General features: G+C 37.3%; 27 protein-coding genes. 15 read left to right on the top strand and 12 right to left on the bottom strand.

What is annotated here, in order from left to right:
- Positions 1–178: 178 nt before the first annotated feature.
- Positions 179–1,909 carry a phospho-sugar mutase gene (locus tag DZB84_RS06075; protein WP_116351361.1) on the top strand — a complete coding sequence of 577 codons (1,731 nt, stop codon included), beginning with the start codon at positions 179–181 and terminating at the stop codon, positions 1,907–1,909.
- A 58-nt stretch (positions 1,910–1,967) separates the two neighbouring features.
- Here the strand turns inward: DZB84_RS06075 and DZB84_RS06070 are convergent, their stop codons facing one another.
- Positions 1,968–2,207, bottom strand: a complete 240-nt coding sequence (locus tag DZB84_RS06070) for a YhdB family protein (protein ID WP_116351360.1) — start codon at positions 2,205–2,207, stop codon at positions 1,968–1,970.
- Between the two features lie 199 nt (positions 2,208–2,406).
- On the opposite strand from DZB84_RS06070, the gene DZB84_RS06065 reads away from it, so the two are divergent.
- The 4 genes from DZB84_RS06065 to DZB84_RS06050 all read left to right on the top strand — a co-directional run bounded on the left by DZB84_RS06065 (position 2,407) and on the right by DZB84_RS06050 (position 6,533).
- Entirely contained in the window at positions 2,407–2,763 is a 357-nt protein-coding gene (locus tag DZB84_RS06065; protein ID WP_189655161.1) for a DUF3889 domain-containing protein, read from the top strand.
- 123 nt (positions 2,764–2,886) lie between these two features.
- A complete protein-coding gene (locus DZB84_RS06060; RefSeq protein WP_116351358.1) occupies positions 2,887–4,299 on the top strand; it encodes a SpoVR family protein in 1,413 nt (470 codons plus the stop codon).
- Between the two features lie 120 nt (positions 4,300–4,419).
- Positions 4,420–4,776, top strand: coding sequence for a putative zinc-binding protein (locus DZB84_RS06055; RefSeq protein ID WP_116351357.1), 357 nt, complete (start codon positions 4,420–4,422; stop codon positions 4,774–4,776).
- 278 nt (positions 4,777–5,054) lie between these two features.
- Positions 5,055–6,533 carry a SulP family inorganic anion transporter gene (locus DZB84_RS06050; protein WP_116351356.1) on the top strand — a complete coding sequence of 493 codons (1,479 nt, stop codon included), beginning with the start codon at positions 5,055–5,057 and terminating at the stop codon, positions 6,531–6,533.
- Between the two features lie 94 nt (positions 6,534–6,627).
- Here DZB84_RS06050 and DZB84_RS06045 read toward each other — a convergent pair whose 3' ends face one another.
- From DZB84_RS06045 to DZB84_RS06035, 3 genes are all read right to left on the bottom strand, one after another.
- On the bottom strand, positions 6,628–7,095 hold the full coding sequence (locus DZB84_RS06045) for a hypothetical protein (RefSeq protein ID WP_116351355.1): 468 nt from the start codon (positions 7,093–7,095) through the stop codon (positions 6,628–6,630).
- A 121-nt stretch (positions 7,096–7,216) separates the two neighbouring features.
- On the bottom strand, positions 7,217–7,846 hold the full coding sequence (locus DZB84_RS24835; RefSeq protein ID WP_189655160.1) for a hypothetical protein: 630 nt from the start codon (positions 7,844–7,846) through the stop codon (positions 7,217–7,219).
- A 94-nt stretch (positions 7,847–7,940) separates the two neighbouring features.
- A complete protein-coding gene (locus tag DZB84_RS06035; RefSeq protein WP_116351354.1) occupies positions 7,941–8,762 on the bottom strand; it encodes an EcsC family protein in 822 nt (273 codons plus the stop codon).
- 127 nt (positions 8,763–8,889) lie between these two features.
- Here DZB84_RS06035 and crcB (DZB84_RS06030) point away from each other — a divergent pair, with 127 nt between their 5' ends.
- Complete coding sequence (crcB, locus tag DZB84_RS06030; protein WP_116351353.1) at positions 8,890–9,273, top strand: fluoride efflux transporter CrcB; 384 nt, start codon at positions 8,890–8,892, stop codon at positions 9,271–9,273.
- Positions 9,270–9,629: a fluoride efflux transporter CrcB gene (crcB, locus tag DZB84_RS06025; protein WP_116351352.1), complete on the top strand. Its 360-nt coding sequence runs from the start codon at positions 9,270–9,272 to the stop codon at positions 9,627–9,629. Before crcB (DZB84_RS06030) ends, crcB (DZB84_RS06025) begins: the two co-directional genes overlap by 4 nt.
- 44 nt (positions 9,630–9,673) lie before the next feature.
- On the opposite strand, the gene DZB84_RS06020 is transcribed toward crcB (DZB84_RS06025), so the two are convergent.
- The 3 genes from DZB84_RS06020 to DZB84_RS06010 form a co-directional block, all read right to left on the bottom strand.
- Positions 9,674–10,237, bottom strand: coding sequence for an FAD-dependent oxidoreductase (locus tag DZB84_RS06020; protein WP_116351351.1), 564 nt, complete (start codon positions 10,235–10,237; stop codon positions 9,674–9,676).
- Between the two features lie 112 nt (positions 10,238–10,349).
- Positions 10,350–11,573 (bottom strand): MFS transporter, encoded by a 1,224-nt coding sequence (locus tag DZB84_RS06015; protein WP_116351350.1) that lies wholly within the window; start codon positions 11,571–11,573, stop codon positions 10,350–10,352.
- Between the two features lie 17 nt (positions 11,574–11,590).
- Complete coding sequence (locus tag DZB84_RS06010; protein ID WP_116351349.1) at positions 11,591–12,010, bottom strand: MarR family winged helix-turn-helix transcriptional regulator; 420 nt, start codon at positions 12,008–12,010, stop codon at positions 11,591–11,593.
- Positions 12,011–12,178: 168 nt separating this feature from the next.
- On the opposite strand from DZB84_RS06010, the gene DZB84_RS06005 reads away from it, so the two are divergent.
- Complete coding sequence (locus DZB84_RS06005) at positions 12,179–12,925, top strand: GTP cyclohydrolase II (protein ID WP_116351348.1); 747 nt, start codon at positions 12,179–12,181, stop codon at positions 12,923–12,925.
- Positions 12,926–12,962: 37 nt separating this feature from the next.
- On the opposite strand, the gene DZB84_RS06000 is transcribed toward DZB84_RS06005, so the two are convergent.
- The 5 genes from DZB84_RS06000 to DZB84_RS05980 all read right to left on the bottom strand — a co-directional run bounded on the left by DZB84_RS06000 (position 12,963) and on the right by DZB84_RS05980 (position 16,755).
- The gene (locus tag DZB84_RS06000) at positions 12,963–13,331 is read right to left on the bottom strand and encodes a potassium channel family protein (protein WP_116351347.1); all 369 of its coding nucleotides are present in this window, start codon (positions 13,329–13,331) and stop codon (positions 12,963–12,965) included.
- 133 nt (positions 13,332–13,464) lie between these two features.
- A complete protein-coding gene (locus DZB84_RS05995; protein WP_116351346.1) occupies positions 13,465–14,547 on the bottom strand; it encodes a hypothetical protein in 1,083 nt (360 codons plus the stop codon).
- A 12-nt stretch (positions 14,548–14,559) separates the two neighbouring features.
- Positions 14,560–15,009, bottom strand: coding sequence for a MarR family winged helix-turn-helix transcriptional regulator (locus DZB84_RS05990; protein WP_116351345.1), 450 nt, complete (start codon positions 15,007–15,009; stop codon positions 14,560–14,562).
- A gap of 109 nt (positions 15,010–15,118) precedes the next feature.
- On the bottom strand, positions 15,119–16,117 hold the full coding sequence (locus DZB84_RS05985; protein WP_116351344.1) for an inorganic phosphate transporter: 999 nt from the start codon (positions 16,115–16,117) through the stop codon (positions 15,119–15,121).
- Positions 16,118–16,134: 17 nt separating this feature from the next.
- Positions 16,135–16,755, bottom strand: coding sequence for a DUF47 domain-containing protein (locus DZB84_RS05980; RefSeq protein WP_116351343.1), 621 nt, complete (start codon positions 16,753–16,755; stop codon positions 16,135–16,137).
- Between the two features lie 289 nt (positions 16,756–17,044).
- On the opposite strand from DZB84_RS05980, the gene DZB84_RS05975 reads away from it, so the two are divergent.
- The 7 genes from DZB84_RS05975 (at position 17,045) to DZB84_RS05945 (ending at position 25,250) form a co-directional block, all read left to right on the top strand.
- A complete protein-coding gene (locus tag DZB84_RS05975; RefSeq protein WP_116351342.1) occupies positions 17,045–17,791 on the top strand; it encodes a hypothetical protein in 747 nt (248 codons plus the stop codon).
- Entirely contained in the window at positions 17,784–18,857 is a 1,074-nt protein-coding gene (locus tag DZB84_RS05970) for a DUF3419 family protein (protein WP_116351341.1), read from the top strand. The genes DZB84_RS05975 and DZB84_RS05970 overlap by 8 nt, the downstream gene beginning before the upstream one ends.
- On the top strand, positions 18,854–19,876 hold the full coding sequence (locus DZB84_RS05965; protein ID WP_116351340.1) for a GNAT family N-acetyltransferase: 1,023 nt from the start codon (positions 18,854–18,856) through the stop codon (positions 19,874–19,876). Before DZB84_RS05970 ends, DZB84_RS05965 begins: the two co-directional genes overlap by 4 nt.
- Before the next feature lie 12 nt (positions 19,877–19,888).
- Positions 19,889–20,566 (top strand): iron-containing redox enzyme family protein, encoded by a 678-nt coding sequence (locus DZB84_RS05960; protein WP_116351339.1) that lies wholly within the window; start codon positions 19,889–19,891, stop codon positions 20,564–20,566.
- A 152-nt stretch (positions 20,567–20,718) separates the two neighbouring features.
- Positions 20,719–22,155 (top strand): 4-hydroxyphenylacetate 3-monooxygenase, oxygenase component, encoded by a 1,437-nt coding sequence (gene hpaB, locus DZB84_RS05955; RefSeq protein ID WP_116351338.1) that lies wholly within the window; start codon positions 20,719–20,721, stop codon positions 22,153–22,155.
- Between the two features lie 382 nt (positions 22,156–22,537).
- Complete coding sequence (locus tag DZB84_RS05950) at positions 22,538–24,580, top strand: transglycosylase domain-containing protein (protein WP_116351337.1); 2,043 nt, start codon at positions 22,538–22,540, stop codon at positions 24,578–24,580.
- 169 nt (positions 24,581–24,749) lie between these two features.
- Positions 24,750–25,250: a hypothetical protein gene (locus DZB84_RS05945; protein ID WP_116351336.1), complete on the top strand. Its 501-nt coding sequence runs from the start codon at positions 24,750–24,752 to the stop codon at positions 25,248–25,250.
- Positions 25,251–25,333 lie beyond the last annotated feature (83 nt).

Below are 25,333 nucleotides of genomic sequence, written 5' to 3'. Positions count from 1 at the left end.
GTGGTAGACCGCAACTTATTGTAAATATCTCGTTAAAAGCTAGTCTTTTTCTTCATTTTTAATCGAAATTGTACATTCTATGGTAAAATAAATTGGAAATGAACAGGATTTTATATAGAATAGGTAGAAGATAAAATCAACATTAAGTTTACAACTGAAAACGGGAGGTTCATTGTATATGAGCTGGATGGAAAAATATAACCAATGGCTGAACATGCCGGGGTTAGATCAAGAAATCAAGAATGCATTACTTGAAAAGAAGGACAATCAAAAAGAACTTGAAGATTGCTTTTATAAAAATCTCGAGTTTGGAACTGGTGGAATGCGTGGAGAAATCGGACCAGGAACAAACCGTATGAACATATATACAGTAAGGAAAGCTTCTGCAGGGCTAGCTGCTTTTATCGAATCTTACGGAGAAGAAGCAAAGCGTCGTGGGGTTGCAATTGCATTTGACTCTCGTCATAAATCACCTGAATTTGCAATGGAGGCAGCGAAAACTCTAGCTTCACAAGGAATTCAAACGTATGTCTTTGATGAACTTAGACCAACACCGGAACTTTCATATGCTGTTCGTCATCTAAATGCATTTTCAGGAATCGTAGTGACAGCGAGCCATAATCCACCGGAATATAATGGCTATAAGGTCTACGGTTCAGATGGTGGACAACTACCACCTGAAGCAGCAGATATGGTGATTGAAAAAGTAAATGCCATTAAAAATGAGCTTGAGTTAAAGGTCGGCAGTGAGGAAGAATTAAAGGCTTCTGGACTGATTCAAATCATTGGTACAGAAATCGATAATGCCTATACTGAAAAACTAAAAACAATTTCGCTTCACCCTGAGCTTTCACAAGTAGGCGTAAAAGTTGTGTTTACACCACTTCATGGAACGGCTAACAAACCAGTTCGAAACGGTCTAAAAGCATTTGGCTACGAGAACGTAACAGTTGTGAAAGAACAAGAACTTCCAGATCCAAATTTCTCGACAGTTAAATCACCTAATCCTGAAGAACATGCAGCATTCGAACTTGCGATTAAAGAAGGGAAAAAAATTGATGCTGACATTTTGATCGGAACGGACCCAGATGCGGATCGTTTAGGTGTTGCTGTGAAAGATGACAAAGGTGAATATGTCGTTTTAACGGGGAACCAAACAGGCGCCATTTTACTTCACTACGTTTTGTCTGAAAAGAAAAAGCAAGGAATCCTTCCTGAAAATGGAGTTGTTCTTAAAACAATCGTAACGTCTGAAATTGGACGTGAAATCGCTAAATCATTTGGTCTAAATACAATTGATACTCTTACAGGCTTTAAATTTATCGGTGAAAAAATCAAGGAATATGAAAAAACAGGGGAATACAAATTCCAATTTGGCTATGAAGAAAGCTATGGCTACTTAATTGGGGACTTTGTTCGTGATAAGGACGCTGTCCAAGCTGCTTTATTAGCGATTGAAGTTTGTGCGTATTATAAAAACAAAGGCATGACGATGTATGAAGGCTTAATGGAAATTTTTGAGAAATACGGCTATTATCGTGAAGGCCTTGAATCCTTAACATTGAAAGGAAAAGAAGGTGCCGAACAAATCAATAGTCTCCTTGCTAGTTTCCGTAATCAGCCACCAACCGTTGTTGCTGGTCGTACGGTCATTCGCATTGAGGACTATAAGGAAAGTGTACGCACAAATGTGGAAGAAGGTCAAAAAGAGGAAATTAAGCTTCCTAAATCAAATGTGTTAAAATACTTCCTCGAAGATGGTTCTTGGTTCTGCTTACGCCCATCTGGTACTGAGCCAAAAGTGAAATTTTACTTTGGTGTTAAAGGAAATTCATTAACAGATAGCCAAAATGTGTTAAAAGACATTTCTTCTGATGTCATGGAACAAGTTCATAACACTTTAAAATAAAAACAAGGCCCCATGGGTCTTGTTTTTTTGTAATAAGTGGGGAAAAATACATCCCCACTTACATATGTGCAGCTAATTCTTCCATGCTTTCTGAAGATGCATGGTCGATATAGCGGAGTAAAGAATATAACTGTCGTTCGATGATCGAATAGTCTTTTTCAAAATTATAAGCATGTAAAAAGTGTTCGATTTTTTTTGAAAGGAAATCATCCTTTGTACGAACCATTAAGATAAGAAGGTTGTCCCACTGAGAACGATGCGTGTAGTAAAGTGCTTTGTCGTAGTCTACGGTATTCACTGCTTTTCCCTCCTCTTTAGGAGTTGATTATAGTTTGTGGAGAAAACAAGATTTTTCTCGGTGTAAATCTTGGACAAGCAGCCAAAACAATTATGAATACATAAATGAGAAACCTTTTTATCATGGATAAAAATAAAATGATTAATTTCTTCTAGAAAAGCGCAAAATACAACTGATTTTTACATAGGAGGTAATGTCAGTGATAAAAAAAGTATGGATACCTATTTTTTGTAGTATGTTCCTTTTTGTAGGTGGCGGTTTCGTAAGTGCGCAACAGAAACCACCTCAAAAACCACCACAACAAGAACAACCAATGCCAACAGACTATGAAAAATGGGGTAAGATTGCAGTTGAATTGGCAAAATTAAATTATCCGGACAGTAGAATTAGTGATTATCAATATAAAGGACGAGAAGAAATCACGGATAGGCAATCAAAGGATACGTTTGAATTAAGAATCCAAACAAAAGATCGTACGTTTACTGCGAAAGTCATGATCTTGTTTAATCCGCAAACAGAATCCCTTTTATCCTTAAGTATTGAGGAAGTGAAATAGGAGAAATGGCCACGGGTTTCGTGGCCATTTTACGTTAAAAACATATGACATTGAAATCCCCCATTCATCATTTTGACAGATTCCTCATAAATTGTGATAAGGACGAAAAGGGGGAGATCAACTGTGAGAGATTCGGACCGTCAGGCGCTCGAGTATGCAATTGATGAAATTACAGAGATTGCAGAAGGATTTGGGCTTGATTTTTATCCAATGAGATACGAAATTTGTCCTGCTGATATCATTTACACATTTGGGGCTTACGGAATGCCAACGCGTTTTTCCCATTGGAGTTTTGGAAAGCAATTTTATCGAATGAAGCTACAGTATGATTTAGGTTTAAGTAAAATTTACGAGCTCGTCATCAATTCTGACCCTTGTTATGCGTTTTTACTTGACTCTAATTCCCTCATCCAAAACAAATTAATAGTCGCTCACGTACTAGCTCACTGTGATTTCTTTAAAAATAATTTTCGTTTTAGCAATACAAAACGAGATATGGTCGAAAGCATGGCTGCAACAGCTGAGCGGGTAAAACATTATGAGCATCTATACGGTAAACTTGAGGTGGAGAACTTTTTAGATGCTGTATTGGCGATCCAAGAGCATATCGACCCATCTCTTATGAGACCAAAGCTTGCATGGAGTCTCGAGGATAAGGAAGAGGAAGAAGTAAAACGAAAGTCGTCTCCTTATGATGATTTATGGAACTTGGATAAAAAACCAACAGATGAGAAGCAGATTACTCGAAAGAAAAAGAAATTCCCACCCCACCCTGAAAAGGATCTTCTTTTATTCATTGAACAGTACAGCCGAGAGCTTGAGGATTGGCAACGCGATATCTTAACGATGATGCGTGAGGAAATGCTTTATTTCTGGCCACAACTCGAAACGAAGATCATGAACGAAGGCTGGGCTTCGTATTGGCACCAACGGATTATTCGAGAAATGGATTTAAAGTCCGATGAAGCGATTGAGTTTGCTAAGCTTAATGCAGGTGTTGTGCAGCCATCAAAAACTAGTATTAATCCATATTATTTAGGTTTGAAAATATTTGAGGATATTGAAGAACGCTATGATAATCCAACAAAAGAGATGTTGGAGCGCGGTGTCAAACCAGGATCAGGGCGTGATAAAATCTTCGAAGTCCGCGAAGTTGAGTCCGATATTTCATTCATACGAAATTATTTAACGAAGGATTTAGTGTTTCGTGAAGATATGTATCTGTTCCAAAAACAAGGTCGTGATTATAAAATTATTGATAAGCAGTGGGAGCAGGTTCGCGATCAGCTTGTAAATATGAGGGTAAATGGTGGATTCCCGTATATTACTGTCAATGATGGCGATTATTTAAAAAGTGGGGAGCTCTACCTAAAACACTGGTATGAAGACATTGAGTTGGACTTAAAATATCTAGAAAAAGTACTGCCTTACATTCACCAGCTTTGGGGCAGACCCGTCCACATGGAAACCGTTTTGGAGAATAAAACAGTGGTGTTTACGTATGATGGAAAATCGGTTCATAGGAAATATATCTAAATCAAAAAAGCTACCTTTAGGTGGCTTTTTTGTATGTGAAAATTTTGCAAAAGTGACCTTCTTCACAGATTTAAAGGAAAAATTAAACTACAATAGAATGAAAATCAGGAGGGAATAAAATTGGATAGAAAAAATTCACCTTTAGTGTACTCATGCTCAGGTTGTTCATCGGCTGCACAAACCGCAAATACAATTGCGATAAAAATGGACCGCGACAATGTTGCTGAAATGTCATGCATTGCAGGTGTTGGTGGTGATGTCAAACCCCTTGTTAAAACGGCAAAATCCGGGCGTGATATCATAGCCATTGACGGTTGTCCACTCGCATGCTGTAAGCATATTTTAGCAAGACATGATATTGATGCAAAACATCATTTTGTACTGACAGATTTTGATGTCCCAAAAAGACAACACGTAGATCCAGACCCTCAGCTTACTTTACGTACATATAATCAGATTTTAGAACTAACACTATAATTTATAGCCAATAAGGCAGTTAGACTTTTCACGGAAAAGGACTAACTGCCTTTTGTTTTGGGCAGGAATCTAAAAACTTCCATAAAGGTTTTACGTTAATCATCATGCTATGGTGAAAATAAAAGAAACAAAGAGAATTGAGAAGATAATATAACTTGTTCGCGTTTACACCAATGTTTCACAGAACGGCACCAATCAGTTATACTATGATTTGTTCACAACGGACCCGACTTTCATGAGAGTTGAAAGTCAACAAAAACATAGAAAGAGGTGCTGATTTGAATAAATCAACATTTAAAACTGAATGGTTTGGAAATATACGAGGAGATATTCTTGCAGGGATCGTCGTTGCGCTTGCACTTATCCCAGAGGCAATTGCCTTTTCACTGATTGCAGGAGTTGACCCTATGATTGGGTTATATGCGTCGTTCTGTATTGCAGTAACAATTGCGTTCGTTGGGGGAAGACCTGGTATGATTTCTGCTGCAACCGGCGCAACTGCGTTGTTAATGGTAACATTGGTTGCCGATTACGGTCTCCAATATTTACTGGCTGCAACGATTTTAACGGGGATTATCCAAATAATCATGGGTGTGCTAAAGCTGGGAAGACTCATGAAGTTTGTTCCACGTTCCGTTATGACAGGTTTCGTGAATTCACTTGCGATCCTTATTTTTGCTGCTCAATTGCCGCATTTTGCAGGTGAATCATGGCAAATGTATGCCATGGTAGCAGGAGCATTAGCGATTATTTATATCTTCCCGCGCTTTACAAAAGCTGTTCCATCACCTTTGGTTGCGATTGTAGTTATGACGATTGTTGCAGTCATGACAAATAGTGGAGTACGTACGATTGGGGATATGGGTGAACTCCCATCAACATTACCAATTTTTCTATTGCCTGATATTCCACTGAATTTTGAAACATTAAAAATCATTTTTCCATATTCTCTATCCATCGCCATTGTTGGATTAGTTGAATCTTTATTAACGGCTTCCATTGTTGACGATATGACTGATACGGAAAGCGATAAAAATAAAGAAGCACGTGGGCAAGGGATTGCGAATATTGTCTCTGGTTTCTTTGGAGGAATGGCTGGCTGCGCGATGATTGGACAATCCGTAATCAACGTAAAATCAGGTGGCCGTGGAAGACTTTCTGCGTTTGTTGCCGGTACGTTCTTGATGGTCTTAATCTTAGTATTAAAGGACTTCTTAGTCCAAATTCCAATGGCTGCTCTTGTAGGGGTTATGTTCATGGTTTGTATTGGAACATTTGATTGGTCTTCATTACGGACCATTCACAAAGTTCCTGTTACGGATACAATCGTAATGATTGTAACAGTTATAACAGTGTTACAAACTCACGACCTTTCAAAGGGTGTTTTAGCTGGAGTCATTTTAAGTGCTATTTTCTTTGCTTCTAAAATTTCAAAAGTAAGAGTTACAAGTCTATCTGCAAAGGATTCACATAAAAAGGTGTACCATGTTTCAGGACAATTGTTCTTTGCATCCGTTACGGATTTTGTAAATAGCTTTGATTATAAAGAAGATGTGAAAGAAATTGAATTAGACCTATCAAATGCCCATCTTTGGGATGATTCAGCGGTAGGCGCAATTGATAAGATCGTTATTAAATACCACCAAAATGGTGTAAAAGTAAACATTAAAGGCTTAAATACAGAAAGTAATAAATTAGTTGAGAAACTAGCTGTTTATAAGACGCCAGGCGCTCTTGATAAAGTGGTCAATCAATAAGGTTGAGGACACGTAAAACTAGGTTTTATTAAAAGTTACTGCGGGATAAATGATAAAGGTTGCTTTTTACATAAAGCAACCTTTGTTTATGTATTTACGCCAAAGCGTCTTCTTTACCTAAGGTTAGGATAATCTTTCTTATGAGTAATCCAAGCACAATCCCCGGTATAACACAAATCATTGGAAAAAAGACTGGCCCAAATGTGATTCCGAAAAAGACTGCTTTCGGTGCTACCATTAAACCGACTGTCACACAATAGGCACAGAAGGCAAAGGGTAAGAAGGAATAGGGTGCTTTTCCACCACCAGCTTCCTTAAAAGCATCCCACATGGCGAAGAAGTAAAGACAGGGGTAAAACATGAGCCACCCATAATCAATAGATCCTAGTGCTTGTTGGGTTTCACCTAAGAAGCTAAGCATGATAGCTTCATTAAAATTTGCACAGGAATTGACCAAGAACTCTAAGAAAATAAAGGTAAGTCCTTTCACATATTGTTTATTTAATAATTGTCCGAACCCCGGTAATGCGATACTCCAAAAAATACGTTCTACTGCCTTCACATTCGTTTTATCCACCACACTTCAGTTTCTATATACATATTTTCTTATAATTCCCAGTTAATTATTCATCGAATTTTCCTCAAGAAAAAGCACCTGTAAAATGCAGGTGCTTTTTTGCTCTTTACATATGTTCATTTGGAGGTGCTGGCATACCATGAATATTGGTTCTATCAAAGGAATTGTTTTCAGGTGATTGCTCTTGAAATGATGGTTCTGCCTGTTGATTAACTGGTGCATTCACTTCAGGTTGAACCTGTGTTGGTTCGAATTCTTGTGAATAGGTGTCAACGTTTTGATTGGAATAGTTTTGCTGGTCAATCGGCTGATCCTGGTAATCTTGATACTCATTTTGTTCTATATTTGCTGGGTACGAGTCATTTAGTTGTCCATTTTGATATTGTTGTGGTTGGTTGACGCTCATTTGTTGCTGAGGGTATCCTTGTGATTGCTGAACATGACCTGGATAATGATTTTGTTGTGGTATATTTTGTTGGCTTGAAGATGGCTCATTTTGATTTTGTAGTTGTTCCGCAACTTGTGTAAGGGCTTCTGTTGGTGAATCAGGAATCTTATCGAAAAATCCTCTCCCTTTATCAGGGTTAGAAATAATCCCTAGTGCGGCAAGAAATCCGATAATAGCTGTCACATACGTTTCCCACGTCGTTAAATCGATTTGCATACCTAAATCTTTTAACACCATATATAAAATTGATGCAAGAGAGACCCATAATCCGTAATTTTTCCATTTCATAAGCTGATAACTCCTTTTAGTAGTCTCCTTACATCTTATTCGGATTTTTTTAAAAATGTGCACACTAAGGATAAGGTTGTACTAAAAAGACGCCCTATAAATGGGGCGCCACAGTTGCAGCATCGTTTTGTAATCTCTCTAGGATTCTTCGTTTGCGGTATAACATATTACCAGTCTCGGTTAAATCCTGGATCATTGACCGATTAGAGATAGCTCCGAAAATAATCCCTGCGATGGGTATCATTTGAAGAAGTTTCTTCCAACCAAATTGATCGCGATACGTATACACAACTTCACGCCATCCTTGTAGTTGCGACATCATTTCATTTGAAGAACTTCTGCCGTGATAAAAAGTGGAAAGTTCCTTTAAGATTGCCTGCTTTCCAACAACATCTGCAGAAGAAAATTGTAAACATTTTATAATAAAGATCCGTTCATTTTTTTCGTTAGGATCATATCCGTGAATAATGGCTATTTCTTGAAGTGTTTTTAATGACATCCCAAGCAAGGCGGGGATATCGACTGCAAGTGTAAAAATACCTCCGATTCCTGTCGTTGCTCCTTGAAGTGTTGCCACCTTTGTCCATTTTTCGGCATGCTCTTGACTCGCTTCGATTATGGCTTGAAGCGGAAGTTTCTCAATATCTAAGATACTTTCAACCTGAGAATTGGCTTTCTTTTCAACAAGATTTAAAATCGCTTTTTCTTGAATGAGATATTTACCACCGGTTTGAATATAGCTGCCAATTTCGTCGAGGAGTAGACCTATTTTTTCGTGTATAAACTTTGGGGTTAGTTTATCAAGTATTTTAAAAGGAATTCGACCGATTCGTTCCCAAAACCATAATCCACTTTGGCTTTTTTCCCAAGCTTCTATCTTCGTTAATTCATCTTCAAGTAGTTGTTTGGATTCCATTTACATACCTCTTTCTTATTTAATCCCTATTGTCTATTACGTATTTATGTAAAAATAGTTTCAAATTATCAAGGAACACATTTAAAATGATATAATATTGTAACCATAAACTAAGGGCTGTGATTGGATGAATGTGCTTATTGTCATGATCGGTGGATTTCTTGGGGCGATTTGCCGTTATTTACTTGGTGAATTGGTACCTGTTCCAAATGGTTTTCCGATGGGTACCTTAACCGTCAATTTAATTGGTTGTTTCTTTTTAGGATGGTTATTAACGTTTGTTGCTACTCGTAAAAATGTAAATCCGAAAATATCCCTGTTGTTCGGGACAGGCTTTATTGGATCATTCACCACCTTTTCTACTTTTTCAGTTGAAGTGGTTCACTTATTGGAGAAAGGAAATATCGCGATAGCCTTATTATATGTTATATTAAGCCTGTTTGTAGGACTATTCCTTTCATTTGTTGGCTATCAATTGGCTAAATTACGAAAAATGGGTGAGGAATCTTGATAATACTAGTAGGCATCGGAGGGGCAGTGGGGGCTGCAAGTAGATATTTGGCGGGAATATGGATTGGAAAAAAGACCGGAAACGCGTTCCCATATCCTACCTTATACATAAATATCATGGGATCATTTTTATTAGGAATACTAACAGGGATGAACCAAATCCAAATCCTTCCTAAGTGGTGTTGGTTATTGTTGGGAGTAGGTTTTTGTGGGGCTTTTACGACGTTTTCGACATTTGGATATGAGGCCATTCAATTATTTCTAAGTAAACAATTAAAGAAAGCTTACCTATACATAGTAGCATCAACGATTATATGTACCATTTCTGCCTTTATAGGTATTCTACTATTAACGTAAGAAAGCCAGGTTTCACTCACGAAACCTGGCTATTTTATATGCTTTTATTTTTTTAATACGTCATGGTCAACATAACGTTCGCCATTCATTTCACTGATAATATTAATTGCTACCTTTGCACCGTCACCAGCTGTAATAATGGTATGAACACTTACACCTGCACAAGTACCCGCAGCCCAAATGCCATCGATATTTGTTTTACCGGATGCATCCACATCAAGAACGGTTTTAATACGAGGCTCAGTACCTTCTTTAGTCGCAACGCCAGCTGCTGCAGCAACATCAGTTAAAGCGCCTGTCGCAAAAATAACGTATTTTCCTTCGTGCTCACCATTTTCAGTAACGACCTTAAAACCGTTTTCAGTTTTTTCGACAGAAGTAACGGCTTGTTGAACAACTTCAGCACCAAATTTTGCTGCTTGTTTTTGTCCAGTTTCCACTAAATCTGGACCTTCAATTTCCATCACGCCATAATGGTTTTCAACCCATGCACGTTTAGTCATGCCTTTATCACTATCTAAAAGTAATGTTTTCTTTCCAGCTTTTGCAGTAAATAAAGCTGCACTCGCACCAGCAGGGCCAGCTCCGACAATCACAACATCAAACATTGTACAATCACTCCTTTATGTAAAATAGTATTCAATGATAATTATACCCTTTAGCTGCATGCCAATCTAATTTTTTGCTTAAAAAAGGGATAAAAAGGAATCCCTTTTTATCCTACATTGTTTCTGATGTTTGGTTATAAGTTTGTTTTGTTTGTACAACTGCCTTTGTGTTTCGATCATGAAGAAAATAATAAAGCACAATACCTAATAGCACATAGAAGCCGCTAAAGAAATAAAACGTCCCAAGCCCAATTTTCGCACTTAGAAGGCCGACAACGGATGATCCTAAACCGATACCTGTGTCATAAATGGATAAGAAAGTAGCTGTCGCTGTACCTCTTCGTCTTGGAGCCGCAGCTTGAACTGCAATTGTTTGGAAGCTTGGAAATAACGTTCCCCAGCCTAAGCCGATTAAGGCAGCTGCTACTAAAAACGTAAAGGAAGTTGATGAAGTTCCAAGGAATAGCATTCCAATTGCAAATACCACAATCGAAGGATAGACTATTTTATTTGCGCCATATTGGTCAAACCATTTTCCAGTGAATGGTCTAGAGAGGATAAGTACAACCGCATACACCATGAAAAAGAAACTTGAAACTTCTAACAATCCAATTTCCTGTGCATATACAGAAACGAAAGATAATAGGGAGGAATACACAATCCCTAATAATCCACCGACAATTGAGATTTTTATGGCAGGAACCTCAAAAAGATCTCCGAAAGATAATTTTGTTTTCACTGCTTTTTCTTGTGTTGCTTTTTCTTGCACTCTTGCAGGTACTTTAACAAAATAACCTGTCACTAATGCAAGGATGGCACAAATCGCACCAACGATAAATACGCTATCCATTCCTGATTGGTTCATAAGTGTTAACCCTAAAAATGGACCAATGACCATAGCTAGGTTGTTTGACATGATAAAGTATCCCATACCTTCACCTTTACGTGTATCCGGGATAATGTCTGCGATGATTCCACCAGCAGCTGTTGTTGCCATTCCAAATCCAATTCCATGAAACAAACGTAAGAGTAAAACGGAATAAATGGATGGAGTGAAAAAGTAAAAAAGTGATGAAATCATGAAAATAAGTAAGGAAAGAGAAAGGACTTTCTTTCTTCCGATGGTATTAAGCCATTGTCCCGCAAATGGACGGATGATGATGGCGGAGAATAAAAAGACTGTAATCATGAGGCCGGCCTCTAACTCATTTCCACCTAGATCATTTAATGTGTAAACCGGTAATGTAACCAATAAATAATAAAACGTCAAAAAAACAAAGAAATTACTTAAAGAAAGATTAAGAAAATCTTTCGTCCAAAGCTTTTGTTTCCCCATACTGTCTCCTCCTGTTGTTATTTGGTAATCTGATGGAACCATTGGTTTAAAAGCTCCTGAAGCTGGTCCTGTAATTCTTTTGGGAAGTTTTTAACTAACCTTTCATTCATTTCAATCATGGCTTGCTCCCAATCTGGAAACTCAGTTAATGCCTTTTCAGTTAGTTCAATTTGTTTTGTGCGTTTGTCTATTCCTTGGATTTGCCTTACATATCCAAGCTTAACAAGCTTTTGAATGTTTCTTGTCATTGGTGGTGCTTCAACAGTTAAATAATCACATAGCTCAGATTGTGTTGAGGTCCCTATTGTTTTTAAAACAAATAAAACGGACCATTGTGCGCTAAATAGTCCGAAAGGTTCCAACGTTTCATTCACATGTTTTGTAAGCTGACGTGACAACTGATGCACTGCGTGAAACAGCTCATGACCTGTCTGCATAAAATCACCTCAATGCATATACTTTCACAAATTAGTTACCTAGGTAACTATATCACCTTTTTCATTAAAAAAGCAAGTGGATAGCTTAAAACAATTTTATTGAATAGGATATTTCCCATATAAAAATCAAAAACTAACCGTAACGAATTGAAGTAGGGGGACTATTACGTGATATCTAAAGAAATTGTTTCCATTTTACAAGAGAAAATACAGCTTATTGAAAGAGAAGATAAAGCCATATATTTAGTTGGACCCATCAAGCTTCCTGTAAATTTAGATGGGGAGACTGTCCTTTTCAACTGGTATTGTTGGCTGCTATGTGATGAAGTGACACTTGATGCAAATCGAATCATTGAAAAGCTTTCGTCTACCAACCTTGCTGAGAGGCAGCAATCCAGTGTTTTAATATATGGAGATTTCGAAAATGCAGATGAGGCTTTAATTCGGATGCATAGTATATGCCACACAGGTGATATTTTTGGTAGTAAACGCTGTGATTGTGGATATCAATTAAAACAATCGATGAGAATCATAGTTGATCACGGGGCAGGGGCTTTGTTTTACCTAGCAAATCATGAGGGGCGTGGGATTGGGTTATTTAGTAAGGCGATGGCCTATATTCTTCAGGAGAATGGCTTGGATACAGTTGAAGCCAATATTCAACTAGGGTTCAAGGACGATGCCAGAAATTATGATGATGCCATTCGCGTGCTGAAAACATTAAGGAGCAAACCCGTTTCATTAATAACCAATAATCCGAAAAAAATGAACGCCTTAAAAGATGCCGGAATGAATGTTTCTGAGCGAATGCCAATCTGGGGAGATGTCTCTGATTTTAATCGAAAATATTTGAGGACGAAAATAGAAAAAGCCGGACACCTAGTTGAAATGGCTCAAGATGAACAACCATTCTAAAGTAAAATGAGCTAACCTAAAATAGGCTAGCTCATTTTTAATCATACGGAAAATTTTCCCCTTCCGTATTTCGGAATGGAGGGAGAAATTGAATGACAATGACTACAGGTAACAAATATCCGATCAGTGCCTCAACAATGGCAACAGCCCGTGAAATTCCAAATGGGGTGACATCGCCATATCCAACCGATAAAAGGGTTATGGCACTAAAATACAAGGATCGAGTTACGACATCAAGTGATTGCTCCTGATGAGAATCAGATGCGTAATGGTCATGCACCGCACCAAGATCAAGTAAGTCCAACAAAATATATAGAATGGCGAATGTTAATAACGTATTAAGATACACAACGATAAAAATCAACGCTCGATACAAGGTCTTCCGCCGATGAATAAACGACTTCATCCTACTCACATCCTTAAAGAAAGCCTTTCTACATGTATATTAAAAAAACAGAAGAATAGACTAGCCTCCAGGATACGTCTTCTATCAAAAAATAAAACCCGACAAAATAAGCCTAGTCGGGTTTTAGGTGTTTCTATTCATGGTCAGTTTTGGTGTCTTCAAGATTGCGATTAATAGCCTGTAAAAATGCTTCTTTATCATCAACCGTTACATAAAGTTTCGTCATTTCTTTTTTTAATCCAAAAGGGAGGTTTGCTAAAGCTGGTTCTGTTAATTCAATTTCGAATTGTGGATCCTCTTCAAAAAAGTTTGGCAATGTAATGGAAAAGCTTTGTTTTTCTCGAGTTCTTTCCTTTTTACCCGTAATGGTTGGTTGTATCGATTTAATGGTTTTTAAATCAACGATTATTTCACGTCTAATTCCAACCTGGGCAAAAAGTTTGTGATCGTTGATGACAATTGGTGAAAGGCGCACAGCCTGATAGTCGGCAATAATCCAAAGTAACGCATATAAATCTAACGCGGTAAATATCCAAGCAGCAGTTGGACTCCAGAAATGTGCAATTAAAAAGTGAACCCCAATCACCTCTATTACCATCGCATGGACGAGCATGATAAACAGACCAAAGTAACCTGAATTGGTGTGGATTGTAAATGAATGAAGATGTTTTCTATCTTCCCATTTTTTCTTCCAGGAAAAGAAGCCATAATAGAAGATTGAAAAATCATATACGAGAATATCGATTAATTTTCTCGTTCCAAACGTTTTGTTCATCGCCATACGCATTGCAGGAGGATAATAATAATTGATTTCTTTTTGCGTTTTATAATTTTTATATAATGTAGGAATTTTACGTAATAAAATTGCTGCAAGAAAAAGCTCAATGGCAATAAAGAGACCTTCAAGTGCAAATATTCCGTATTTCACATATTCAAAGATGACTAAATCATGATGGGGAACAATGAAGAATGCAAACCAAAAACCAGCAATTACAACCGGGAGAAGTGTAATGATAGAGAGACGGTTTCGAACGACAAACAAATAAAAAAAGAGCGGTAATAAAATTGTTAAATCAAATAGGGATGCGAGTATCAATGTATCCGTAACAGGCTCAAAAGGCTGAATGACCATTACTGTATAGTTTGAACCAAGAACTAAAAGAGCAAGGATTAGAAAAATATAAATGGACCTGTTCTTTTTTTGTGAATACGCCATATAAAGTCCCCCTTAATCCTGTAAATCGTCATTCGAATTTGTAATAATCGTATGAAGTTTTTTTACGATTGCTTTGAATTGTATCATTTCTTCTTCTGTAAGCTTTGAGTAATATTTCTCCATAATTTTCTGATCAATCTTTTCGCTTTCCTCATATAATTCAATTCCCTTAGAACCGAGAGAAATGAGAATTTCACGACGATTGTTTGGGTTAATCTCCCTTTTAATGTAATGTTCATTTTCTAATTTGTTAAGCAATTGACTGACCGCACTTGCTGATATATTCATAAGCTGTGCTAATTCATTTACTGTAATGGTTCCAGTTTGATGAACATGATGAAGAACGATGGATTGTTTGGTGGTGATGTCATAATGAAAAATCGATTCAAATTCCTTAAGTAAGAGGGAATTAACCTCATCCAGTAGGTTAAACGTTTCCTTCATATATGCTTTAATATCCATGATTAATCATCCTTTAAAGTTAATATATATAAATAGTTAAGTAATCTTAAATATATTATAAACTTAATCATTTATTTTGACAATAAAAAAAGGCAGCTTTTGCCACCTTTTAAAAAAACAAGTTAATAATTTGATAAATAAGGGCCGCCAAAGCTGCTGAAATGGGTAGTGTAATAATCCATGTAAGGACAATTTTTCGAGCTACTCCCCATTTCACTCCTTTTACACGTTGGGCCGAACCAACACCCATAATCGCAGATGAAATAACGTGGGTCGTACTAACTGGTAAATGAATATACGTTGCGCCAAAAATAATCAAGGCAGAAGATAAATCTGCTGCAGCACCATTGATTGGGCGGATTTTCATAATTTTTCCGCCAACGGTTTTAATGATTTTCCAGCCACCAATCGATGTACCAATCCCCATTGCTGTCGCTGCTGCAATTCTTACCCATAATGGAATATCAGTTGAGGTCGTAAAGCCTCCAGCAATCAATGCCATCGTTATAATACCCATTGCCTTTTGGGCATCATTCGTTCCATGGGTAAAGGATTGAAGGGCGGCTGTAAAAATTTGAAAGGTTCGAAAACCTTTATTGGTTTTATAAAGATTCGAATTTCGAAAAAGGACTTTAAATAGGCTCATCATTAAAAAACCAACCGCTAATGCAATAAACGGTGAAAGAATGAGTGCTTCTAGTATTTTTATAAAACCACTGTAGTTTAAAATTCCAAAACCAGCAGCAGAAATGGCTGCACCTGCAATCGAACCAATTAACGCATGTGATGAGCTACTTGGAATTCCGTAATACCAAGTAATTAAATTCCATGCAATTGCTGAGAGAAGTGCTGCAAGAATGACAATTGATCCATTCTCAATGGCAAATGGATCGACAATATCTTTCGTGATGGTTTTGGCTACACCTGTAAAGGTAATAGCACCAAGGAAGTTCATTGATGCTGCCAATGCAATGGCTATTTTTGGCGGAAGTGCCTTCGTTGATACACTTGTAGCAATGGCATTAGCTGTATCATGGAATCCATTAATAAAATCAAATGCTAATGCAAAGAAAACAATTAATATTGTAAAAAAAAGTAAGCTCTCCATGTTAATAAGATTCTCCTTTATGCATTTCTCATAATGATGGTTTCTAGCGTATCCGCAACATCCTCACAGAAGTCAGAAATGCCTTCAAGAATCTCATAAATCTCCTTAACCTGGATAATCTTAATTGGATCTTTTTCCGTTTGGAAAAGCTGTTTGATTGAAACTCGTAAGATTTCATCACATTGTGATTCATAATCATTAATTTTAATGGCATGTTTACGCATATCTAATAGTTTCTTATTCGAAAGAAGTTCGATTGCATGATAAATTTCAATTGTGCTTTTATGAATGAAATCAGCGTAAGAAGTCATATATTCGTCCGTATCCGTTAATGAATACATTTCAAAACGTGCAGCACATTGCTCCATTCCATCTAACACATCATCCATTTTCATTGCTAACTGAAGAATGTCCTCACGCTCAATCGGAGTGATGAATGATTTATTGAGTTCCGTAATTAATCCGTGAATGACATCATCGCCTTTTCTTTCATAATTTTTCATTTCAATGGAAAACTCTTTAAGATCACTTACATTTTTAATTTTAAATTGTACAAAATAGTCCGCGGCTTCCTTAACATTAGCCGAGATTGATGTAAGTGCATCAAAAAATACATCTTTTTTCTTGTTTCCGAACATGAGATTGTTCCTCCAATAATGAATTGATAAGCACACAAAGAATATTTTTATCTAATTTTGTCGAATTTACAATAACAAATTTACAAACTTTACAAAAATGTAATAAAAAGTTTACTAGGTGTTTCTCTGAAAAATACAACTGTATTTATGTGGTGCAAAAATAAACTCGATTATCTTATTATCTATAGAAAATTAAGGAAATATACTTGAAATTAATCTTGAATAGTGTAAAATTACACTAAATAGAAAAGTGTAAAATTACACGTTATGGATTGGCTGGTGAAGATGTATGGCACAAGCATTTAATATGGAAAGATTTTTTACAAAGGATTTACTTATAGAACAGAAAGAAGAAATGATATCGCTATCAAAGCGAGTGTGTAAAGTCAAGGAAGAATATCTTCTTTCAAGATTTGTGATATATGAGCAAGTTATTTGTTTAAGACGTAGGCAGAATCTCTTCGGATTTCAACTTATTCAAACCTTCGAACAGAATGATGAAAAGTTTATATACTTTGGGCCTTTATTTTCGAGAATGAGTTGTTTTCGTGACCTTTTTTTGACTTATCTCCAAGTGATCATGGAAGAGAATCAAGGACGGAAGATCCATCTGCTTGCTGAAATCGAGAATCCGGAGGTGTTGTTCCTTTTTAAAGCCTTATTTGAGGATTATGCTTATCCAAAATTTCACGATGTTCAGGCTCCGGAAGAGATCAAAGATAATGTTCGAATTTATCACAAAAAGCTTTCTCATATTCATAACCTTGATGTTGATAGAATGATTACTTACTCAAAGGAATCACTGTATCAATATCGGCCTACTCATTCCACACTAGAGAAATGGCTCCATTCAAGAAAAATTGATTTTTCGCATGGAATGAATATTGTTTTATATTCTTACGTACCGGCAGAACAAAATCCACGCGATGAGTTTAAACTTCAACTAAAACAGGGAATAAAAAGGATGGCCAATTGGAAGGAAGGAAAAAAAGAAATGCTAAATTTTTTTGAAGGAGGGATTGTAAACGGTGTCTAAACTCTATTTTTCGCAAATTAGAGAGGATAGTTTAGTAGAAAGGGAGATTTCAAAAATAGCAAAACCGAAGAAAATACTAGTGATAGGCTCGGGAGGATGCACGGCATTTTCCATCCTAAATGACTCGGTTGATCAAGTGCTTTGTGTCGATATAAATCCAGCACAGTGTGCGTTAATTGAGCTCAAAAAAGCTGCCATAAACAATTTTCCGTTGAAGGAGTTTCTCGCTTTTATTGGAGAAACCCCTTGCCAAGACCGAATTCAAATGTTTGAAGCAATAGCCAATGATTTACCTGATTATGCAAGGGAATATTGGCAGCAGCATTCTCAAGATATTGAAAAAGGAATGAATTATATTGGTGTAAATGAACGCTTTTATAGATTCATAGGGGAGAATGTTTGTCGGAATATCTATGACGAATCTGTTTGGAGAGAACTGTTTACTTCAAAAAATCTTGAGGAACAGCAAGCGTTTTATGAAAAATATTTGACTACATCTGAATGGAAGACTGCAGCGAAAATACTATTAAGTAAAACAACCCATCTACAATTCTTTCCGAGCTATATGTTTGCCAATGCAAGTGAAAATGATTTTGCCGAATTCTTTTTGAGTCAGTTTGAAAAAGAAGTGAAAACGAAGCCCATTTATAATAATTACTTTTTATCTCAGATTTTGTTTTCTTCCTATCTGTATGAGGAAGACGAGGGAGTTCCATTTTATTTATCTAAGGAAGGGTATGAAGTTGCAAAAAGAAATACCGATAAACTTGCCATACATCCTGTAAGTATTCAAGAGCTTTTACGTAAGGAACGTTCTATTGATGCATTTTATTTGTCCAATGTATTTGATTGGGCGGATGTAAAGGGAAAAGAATTGTTATGCAATGGAATTTTACCGGCCAAATCAGCTAAAGCTATCGTTTTGTTCCGAAATATGCTCAGTACGAGTCAATTGCCGGAAGACTTTATGAAGCAATTTAGTTGTGATGAGGAACTATCGGAGCGTTGTGAAGGGTTAGAGCGTTCAATGCTATATCAAAAAATAACTGTGGGGCAATTTGTATGACCTATGAATTTAGGGAGTTAGATGATTCTTATCACCAGCAATTACTCCAATTATCGAAAGAGACAAATACGGGAAGTGATCTCTTCTACGTTGACCGGTCACCCCATTTTTTTGGCTTATCAGAGGAATTTGGAGTGACAAGGCATTTTGGATTGTTTCGGGAAAAAGAGTTAATTGGTTGTGTCGCGGTGAGTGAGCAAAAGCGGGTACTCAATCAAAGGTGTGAAAAAGTGTATTACGTAAATGATCTAAGGATTCATCCTGACTATCATCGTACCTTTGCTTTTTATCGCTTAGCAGAACATTTATTGACCTTTTATCGAAATGAAGGAACCGTGAAATGGATGTTTTCCACCGTACTTGATAGCAACACAAACAAAATTTCAATGACAAAAGGAAGCGGCCTCCTTCCTGGTGGAGTTGAAATAGCTGGAACCCTTCATATTGGCGTACCGATGTTTCTGAAATATCGCAATAGCAGATTTCATATCAGCGAAATTGACGGGGAAGAAGCATGGGGTGTTTATAAAAAACTGGCAAGGACACAAGCTTTTGCACCTTGTGGAAAACAAATGTTTTTAAGAGAAAATGGAGTGTTTTTAGTGATAAAGGACGATAACAACGAGGAGTGCCTAGCCATTTGCAAGCTTGTGAACCAATCCAATGCACGGAAGCTTAGGCTGTCTAGTAAACTTCCTTTTTCGTTCAGAATCGTAAATTTATTTTGTAGGATCGCAAATTGTCCACCATTCCCAAATCAAGATGAGGCATTTCGGCATGGTTATATGGCGTTTTTCGCTGCGAAGGAAAAACCACAAGACTATCAACGGGAGTTTATTTCCTATATTCAAAACAAGTTTAAGCAAGAGTACAGCTATTTGTTTTTTGGAGTATCGATTGATGAAGCTCAGTATTTTAGAACCAATCCATTTTATATAAAACTGACATCAACGACGTTTGTGTATGGAGATATCCCAGCAAACCTTTCAATGGATTTTCATGAATTAACACTTATTTAGGGGGATTTGATCATGGAGAAATTTGTAGAGTTAAAGAAAGTGACAGATCGTATGTTTCAAGAAAAGAAAATTGAAGAGCATCCGTTGTTTGTGGCTATCAATAACGATGAGTTCTCTAACGAACAACGAAAAGAAATTGCGCTTCAAATTTACCACGTTGTTCTTTATTTTCCGCGTTTTTTATCCGCTATTTTAACAAATATGTCAGATTACCGGATGAGGATGCCGCTGGTTGAAAACTTGTTTGAAGAGCATGGAAAAATGAATGAAAAATATGTTCATAGCCAGACGTATAAAGAGTTTTTAAAAGGGATTGGTGTGTCAGAGGAAGAAATAAAAGAAAGTGAACCATGCATTCCAGTCATTGCCTATAATCGTGGATTGACCGATTTATGTTTACATTACCACTATTTAGAAGGTCTAGCGGCATTAGGTGTGATTGAAGAAATTGTTGCTCGAGTGTCTCCATTGGTTGGTCAATTTGCAAAAAGTAATTATGGAAGTGAAAACAAATCGCTTATACATTTTACTGACCATGAGGTGCTTGATGTTCAGCATGCCAACGAAATTTATGAAGTCGTTGCTCTAAGCTACGAAGGAGACCAAAAGAAAATGATTGAACGTGGTTTACAATTTGGTATGTACTATCATTCAAGAATGTACACCGACATCCTAGAATACGTTCGCTAATCCGCTGTAGTTTAATACATGCACTCTAGCCATTGCCACCCTATAATTATCCGACGATCCAAACTTCCACAGTTTACTGATTAAAAATGGTCTCACATGACCATAAGAATGAGCATATTTTAGGTTAGTATCCTGTGGAGGTGTCGGAATATATGGCAATGTCTGGTAAAGAGTATATTGATAGAATTAATCAACTTCAGTCTGATATATGGATTGAGGGGGAGAAGGTGAGGGGGAATATTTCTGAACATCCTGCTTTCCGTGGAGTCGTAGAGAGTCAAGCAAAGCTTTATGACCTGCAATGCGATCCATCAATCCAAGACATTATGACTTTTACCTCTCCTAAAACAGGTAGCCAAATTGGTACTTCCTATTTAGAACCAAAGACGAAAGAAGATTTAGAAAAAAGACGTCTGATGATTCAAACATGGGCAAAAAGCACACTTGGAATGATGGGGCGTTCCCCTGATTATATGAATACCTCTTTAATGGCGATTAGTGCTGCTGCGGATTTATTTTCTGCTAATAATCCGGAGTTTGTGAAAAATCTCCGCAAGTTTTATGAGGAAGCGTGTGAAAAGGATTATTCATTTACCCACACTTTTATCAATCCACAAACAAACCGTTCTCTTTTCCATACGGATGACGAAGATAATATAATAGCAGCAAAGGTTATTGATGAAAAAGAAGATGGGATTGTTATTCATGGTGCAAGATTGCTAGCTACTCAAGGTGGTATTACAGATGAATTAATCGTCTTTCCATCAGGTGGTCATTTATTTAATGAAGACTATGCTTTTGCTTTTTCGATTCCGAGTAACACGAAGGGACTAACTTTTCTTTGCAGAGAATCATTTGCATATCGAGAGTCGACCTTTGATCACCCCCTTAGTTCAAGGTTTGAAGAAATGGATACGATCATCGTTTTCAATCATGTTCATGTTCCTCGGGAACGGATCTTTATGAATGGATGTATTGATTGTGCCAATAAAATGTATGCGGAAACTAGCTTTTTTCCATTGGTCCTACATCAGGTTATTTCTAGACAGGTTGTAAAAACGGAAAGTTTGCTAGGGGTTGCTCAAGCTTTGGTTGATACAATTGACATTGGTGGATATCAGCATGTTCAAGAAAAAATCAGTGAAATTATAATAGGGCTAGAGACGATGAAAGCATTATTGTTAACATCGGAAATTCAAGCAAAAATGGATAAATGGGGTACAATGGCCCCTGCAATTAATCCTCTATACAGTGCAATTAATTTATACCCTCGTCTATACCCACGTTTTACTGAGATTTTACAGCTACTAGGTGCAAGTGGCCTCGTTTCCATTCCAACAGAAAAAGACTTTGTAAGTGAGAGAAGAGCTGACCTTGATCAATATTTACAGGCTGCTAACGCGAATGCATATGATAGAGTAAAGCTTTTTAGACTTGCATGGGATCTTTGTATCAGTGCATTCGGTTCTAGACAAACCTTATACGAGCGATTTTTCTTCGGTGACCCAATTCGTCTTGCAAGTAATCTATACCGCACCTATGACAGAACCGAATTAACAAACCGAATCAATGAATTCTTAAAAAACTAATTGTACAAAGTGTTTTTTGCTGTTCCCCATTGGTGAATAAAAATCCATTTGTATGCTCATAAAATTTTTTCTTGTTCGTATTAATATATGTAGCGCTATTTTTAATATATTTTTCGTGTCTAGCGCAAGCAGCCTAGCCCCTCGAGGTCATAAGCCAATCCGTCAAGAAGGATAAAATGCATCCTTCTCCGCCGGATTTTCTTATGCTTGTCGGACTTGCACAGGACAAGGAAGGCTTCGACAGCATAAGCATCGCACGAAGAAAATGCACCGCATTTTCGAGGAAGTGCTGACATCGACGTTTGCCACAGGACGTGGCAGTAGTTAGTCGATGTTCCGCTTTCAAGGCGCTTGCGCATTTCTTTTTTTGGAGGGCATTTGAATGGGAAAAAATTTCATCAAGACATTGTCTGAGGTGGGAAGAGTAAAAATCACCTTACTTATAGGGCTACTTTTTATTCTTTTCGTTGCTATTGGACTCAACATGTATATCAATTCTCGGGATGTTAGTGCTTTAAATAATCCGTTACCGGAACCGACCATTATTTATGACAAAAATGGTGAGATTGCAAGCAAGGTACCTGGACCTAAAATTGAAGGTGTCAGATATGAAACCATCCCGCCACATGTGATTCATGCTGTTATCGCCACAGAAGACCGTAGATTTTATAAACATCCTGGTGTCGATTATGTCGGGATATTTCGTGCACTTTTCCGGAATTTAAAAGCGGGTGAGATCGTTGAAGGTGGAAGTACGATTACCCAGCAATTAACAAAGAATGTATTTCTAACGCATGAACAAACATTGAAGCGAAAAATAGAAGAATTCTTCCTTGCCCAAAAAATTGAACGTACTTTTTCAAAAGAAAAAATCATTGAAATGTATTTAAATCAAATTTACTTCGGTGAAGGGGCATGGGGAATTAAAAATGCCGCAAGAACCTATTTTGGCAAAGAGGTTAAGGACTTAACGGTGAGTGAAGGAGCGATTCTTGCCGGTTTGATCAAATCGCCTTCTAAGATGAATCCCTTAATTGATCAAGAAAAATCATTAGACAGAAGGGATCTTGTCCTTTCGTTAATGGAGGAGCAGGGATACCTTACCTCCAATCAAGTCAACGAAGCGAAAGCGCAAGAAATGGTGTTTAAGGGACGCCAACTTGATCCATATGAAGGAAAGTATCCATATTATATAGACCATATTATCGAGGAAGCGATTGAAAAATATGGACTCACCCAAAATGAAGTTATGTCAGGGGGCTTAGAAATTTATACCGAGGTTGATCCTCACATGCAGGCATCCATAGAAAATGTCTATAAAAATGACAGCTTATTTCCTGCGAGCCCTGAAGACCAATTGCTTCAAAGTGGTGCTATATTAGTAGATCCAAAGACTGGTGGTATCAGCGCATTAGTGGGTGGGCGCGGTGAGCATGTATTCCGTGGGTTTAACCATGCTACTCAATTAAGAAGACAGCCAGGTTCCACGATTAAACCACTTGCTGTATATACGCCAGCACTCGAGCATGGCTACAGCATATATGATGTATTACCGGATAAACCGATGAGTTTTAACGGCTATCAACCATCGAATGTTTCCGGAAAATTCAAAGGTAGTGTGACCATGTATGATGCGGTAAGGGATTCAGATAATGTTCCAGCAGTATGGCTCTTAAACAAAATTGGATTAAAAACAGGTATTGATTCTGTAAAGGAATTTGGACTTCCGATCACCGAAAATGATCAAAATTTAAGTTTGGCACTTGGTGGACTTGATAAAGGGGTTGCTCCAATTCATATGGCTGAGGCCTTTACAACTTTTCCAAATGAAGGGAAAAAGACGAAAGCACATGCCATTTCCAAAATTGTCGATGCCAATGGTGAAATCATTGCCGAGTGGAAGGAAGAGCCTGTACAAATTACGACCCCTGAAGTTGCCAAGCGAATGACATTTATGTTGAAGGGTGTAGTGGAAAGCGGGTCTGGTCGTCATGCTACCATTGAAGGAAGAGAAGTGGCAGGAAAGACTGGTTCTACCCAGTTACCTATTGAAGGCGTTAATGGCGTAAAGGACATTTGGATGGTCGGATACACGCCAGAGCTCGTTGGTGCAGTCTGGCTTGGATATGACAAGACCGATAAGAATCATTATTTAACGAATTCAAGTGCTACGGCAGCCACGATATTTAGAGAAATCATCCAGCAGTCATTAAGTAATGTACCACCAAGTTCTTTCAATCTACCAGCCTACCAGCCTCCAGTAAAAAAGAAGGAGAGCGAGTGGAAGGAAAACAACGGGCAGGAAAAGAAAAACGATCAGTGGAAAGAGGATAAAAAGAAGAAAAAGGAAGAAGAGAAGAAGCGTAAAGAAGAAGAGAAGAAACGGAAAAAGGATGAAAAAAAGAAAGACAAAGATAAAGATTAGAGATCAAGCAAGTTCCCTACTAATAAAGGGGGCTTGCTTTTTTATGTCATACAAATACTTCTCAAATCCTATAAAAAAACATTTATTTAGGACCTTTTGTAGAGTATTGTAAGAATAGGGATAATTTGTATGTCTTTATTCCTATTATTCTATGAAAGAGTTGGTGCAAATGAAAAAAGGATTATTATTTGGACTAGCTTATGGCTTGTTTATCCTTTTAGCAGTTGGAATTGGTCTATATTATTCCATTTTTGATGTACCAAGTAATAAAATCGTCAGCGATGTAAGGCAAACGGAGGCTACTCAAAGTTTTGAGGAAGCCCTTAAAGCGGACAAGGAGAGAGTTGAAAAGAAAACAGAAGCCCAAAAAGACAATAGATGGAAGCCATCTCCAACCTTTGTTTTGGTTGCCATCTCTATTGGGGCAATTGCTGATATTGTGATTGTGATTCTTTGGGCACGTCATGAAAATAAAAAAAGGAAATTCGAAGGGAACGAAACTCAACTTCGTAAAAAACGAATCACGGATTACGCTATCTTTTGGTGGATCATAGGGTTAGGAATTGTCCAAAAAAAGAACGAAAAATTGGTGATCTACTGGAGATATATGGTTGCCTATATTGTACTTGGATTCTTACTAAAAGTTTGGATTACAAAAGAGCTCATGTAACCATATCATATCGACAAACTTTTACAAATGTTTGAAAAAATTCATAAAAAAATGAAACCTTTTATAAACGTAATTCGTAAATG

The organism is Bacillus sp. HNG, assembly GCF_003400205.1.
Taxonomy (GTDB): Bacteria; Bacillota; Bacilli; order Bacillales; family Bacillaceae_L; genus Ferdinandcohnia.
Note: the sequence above shows the minus strand (reverse complement) of the source record. Positions and strands in the feature narration are given on the sequence as shown.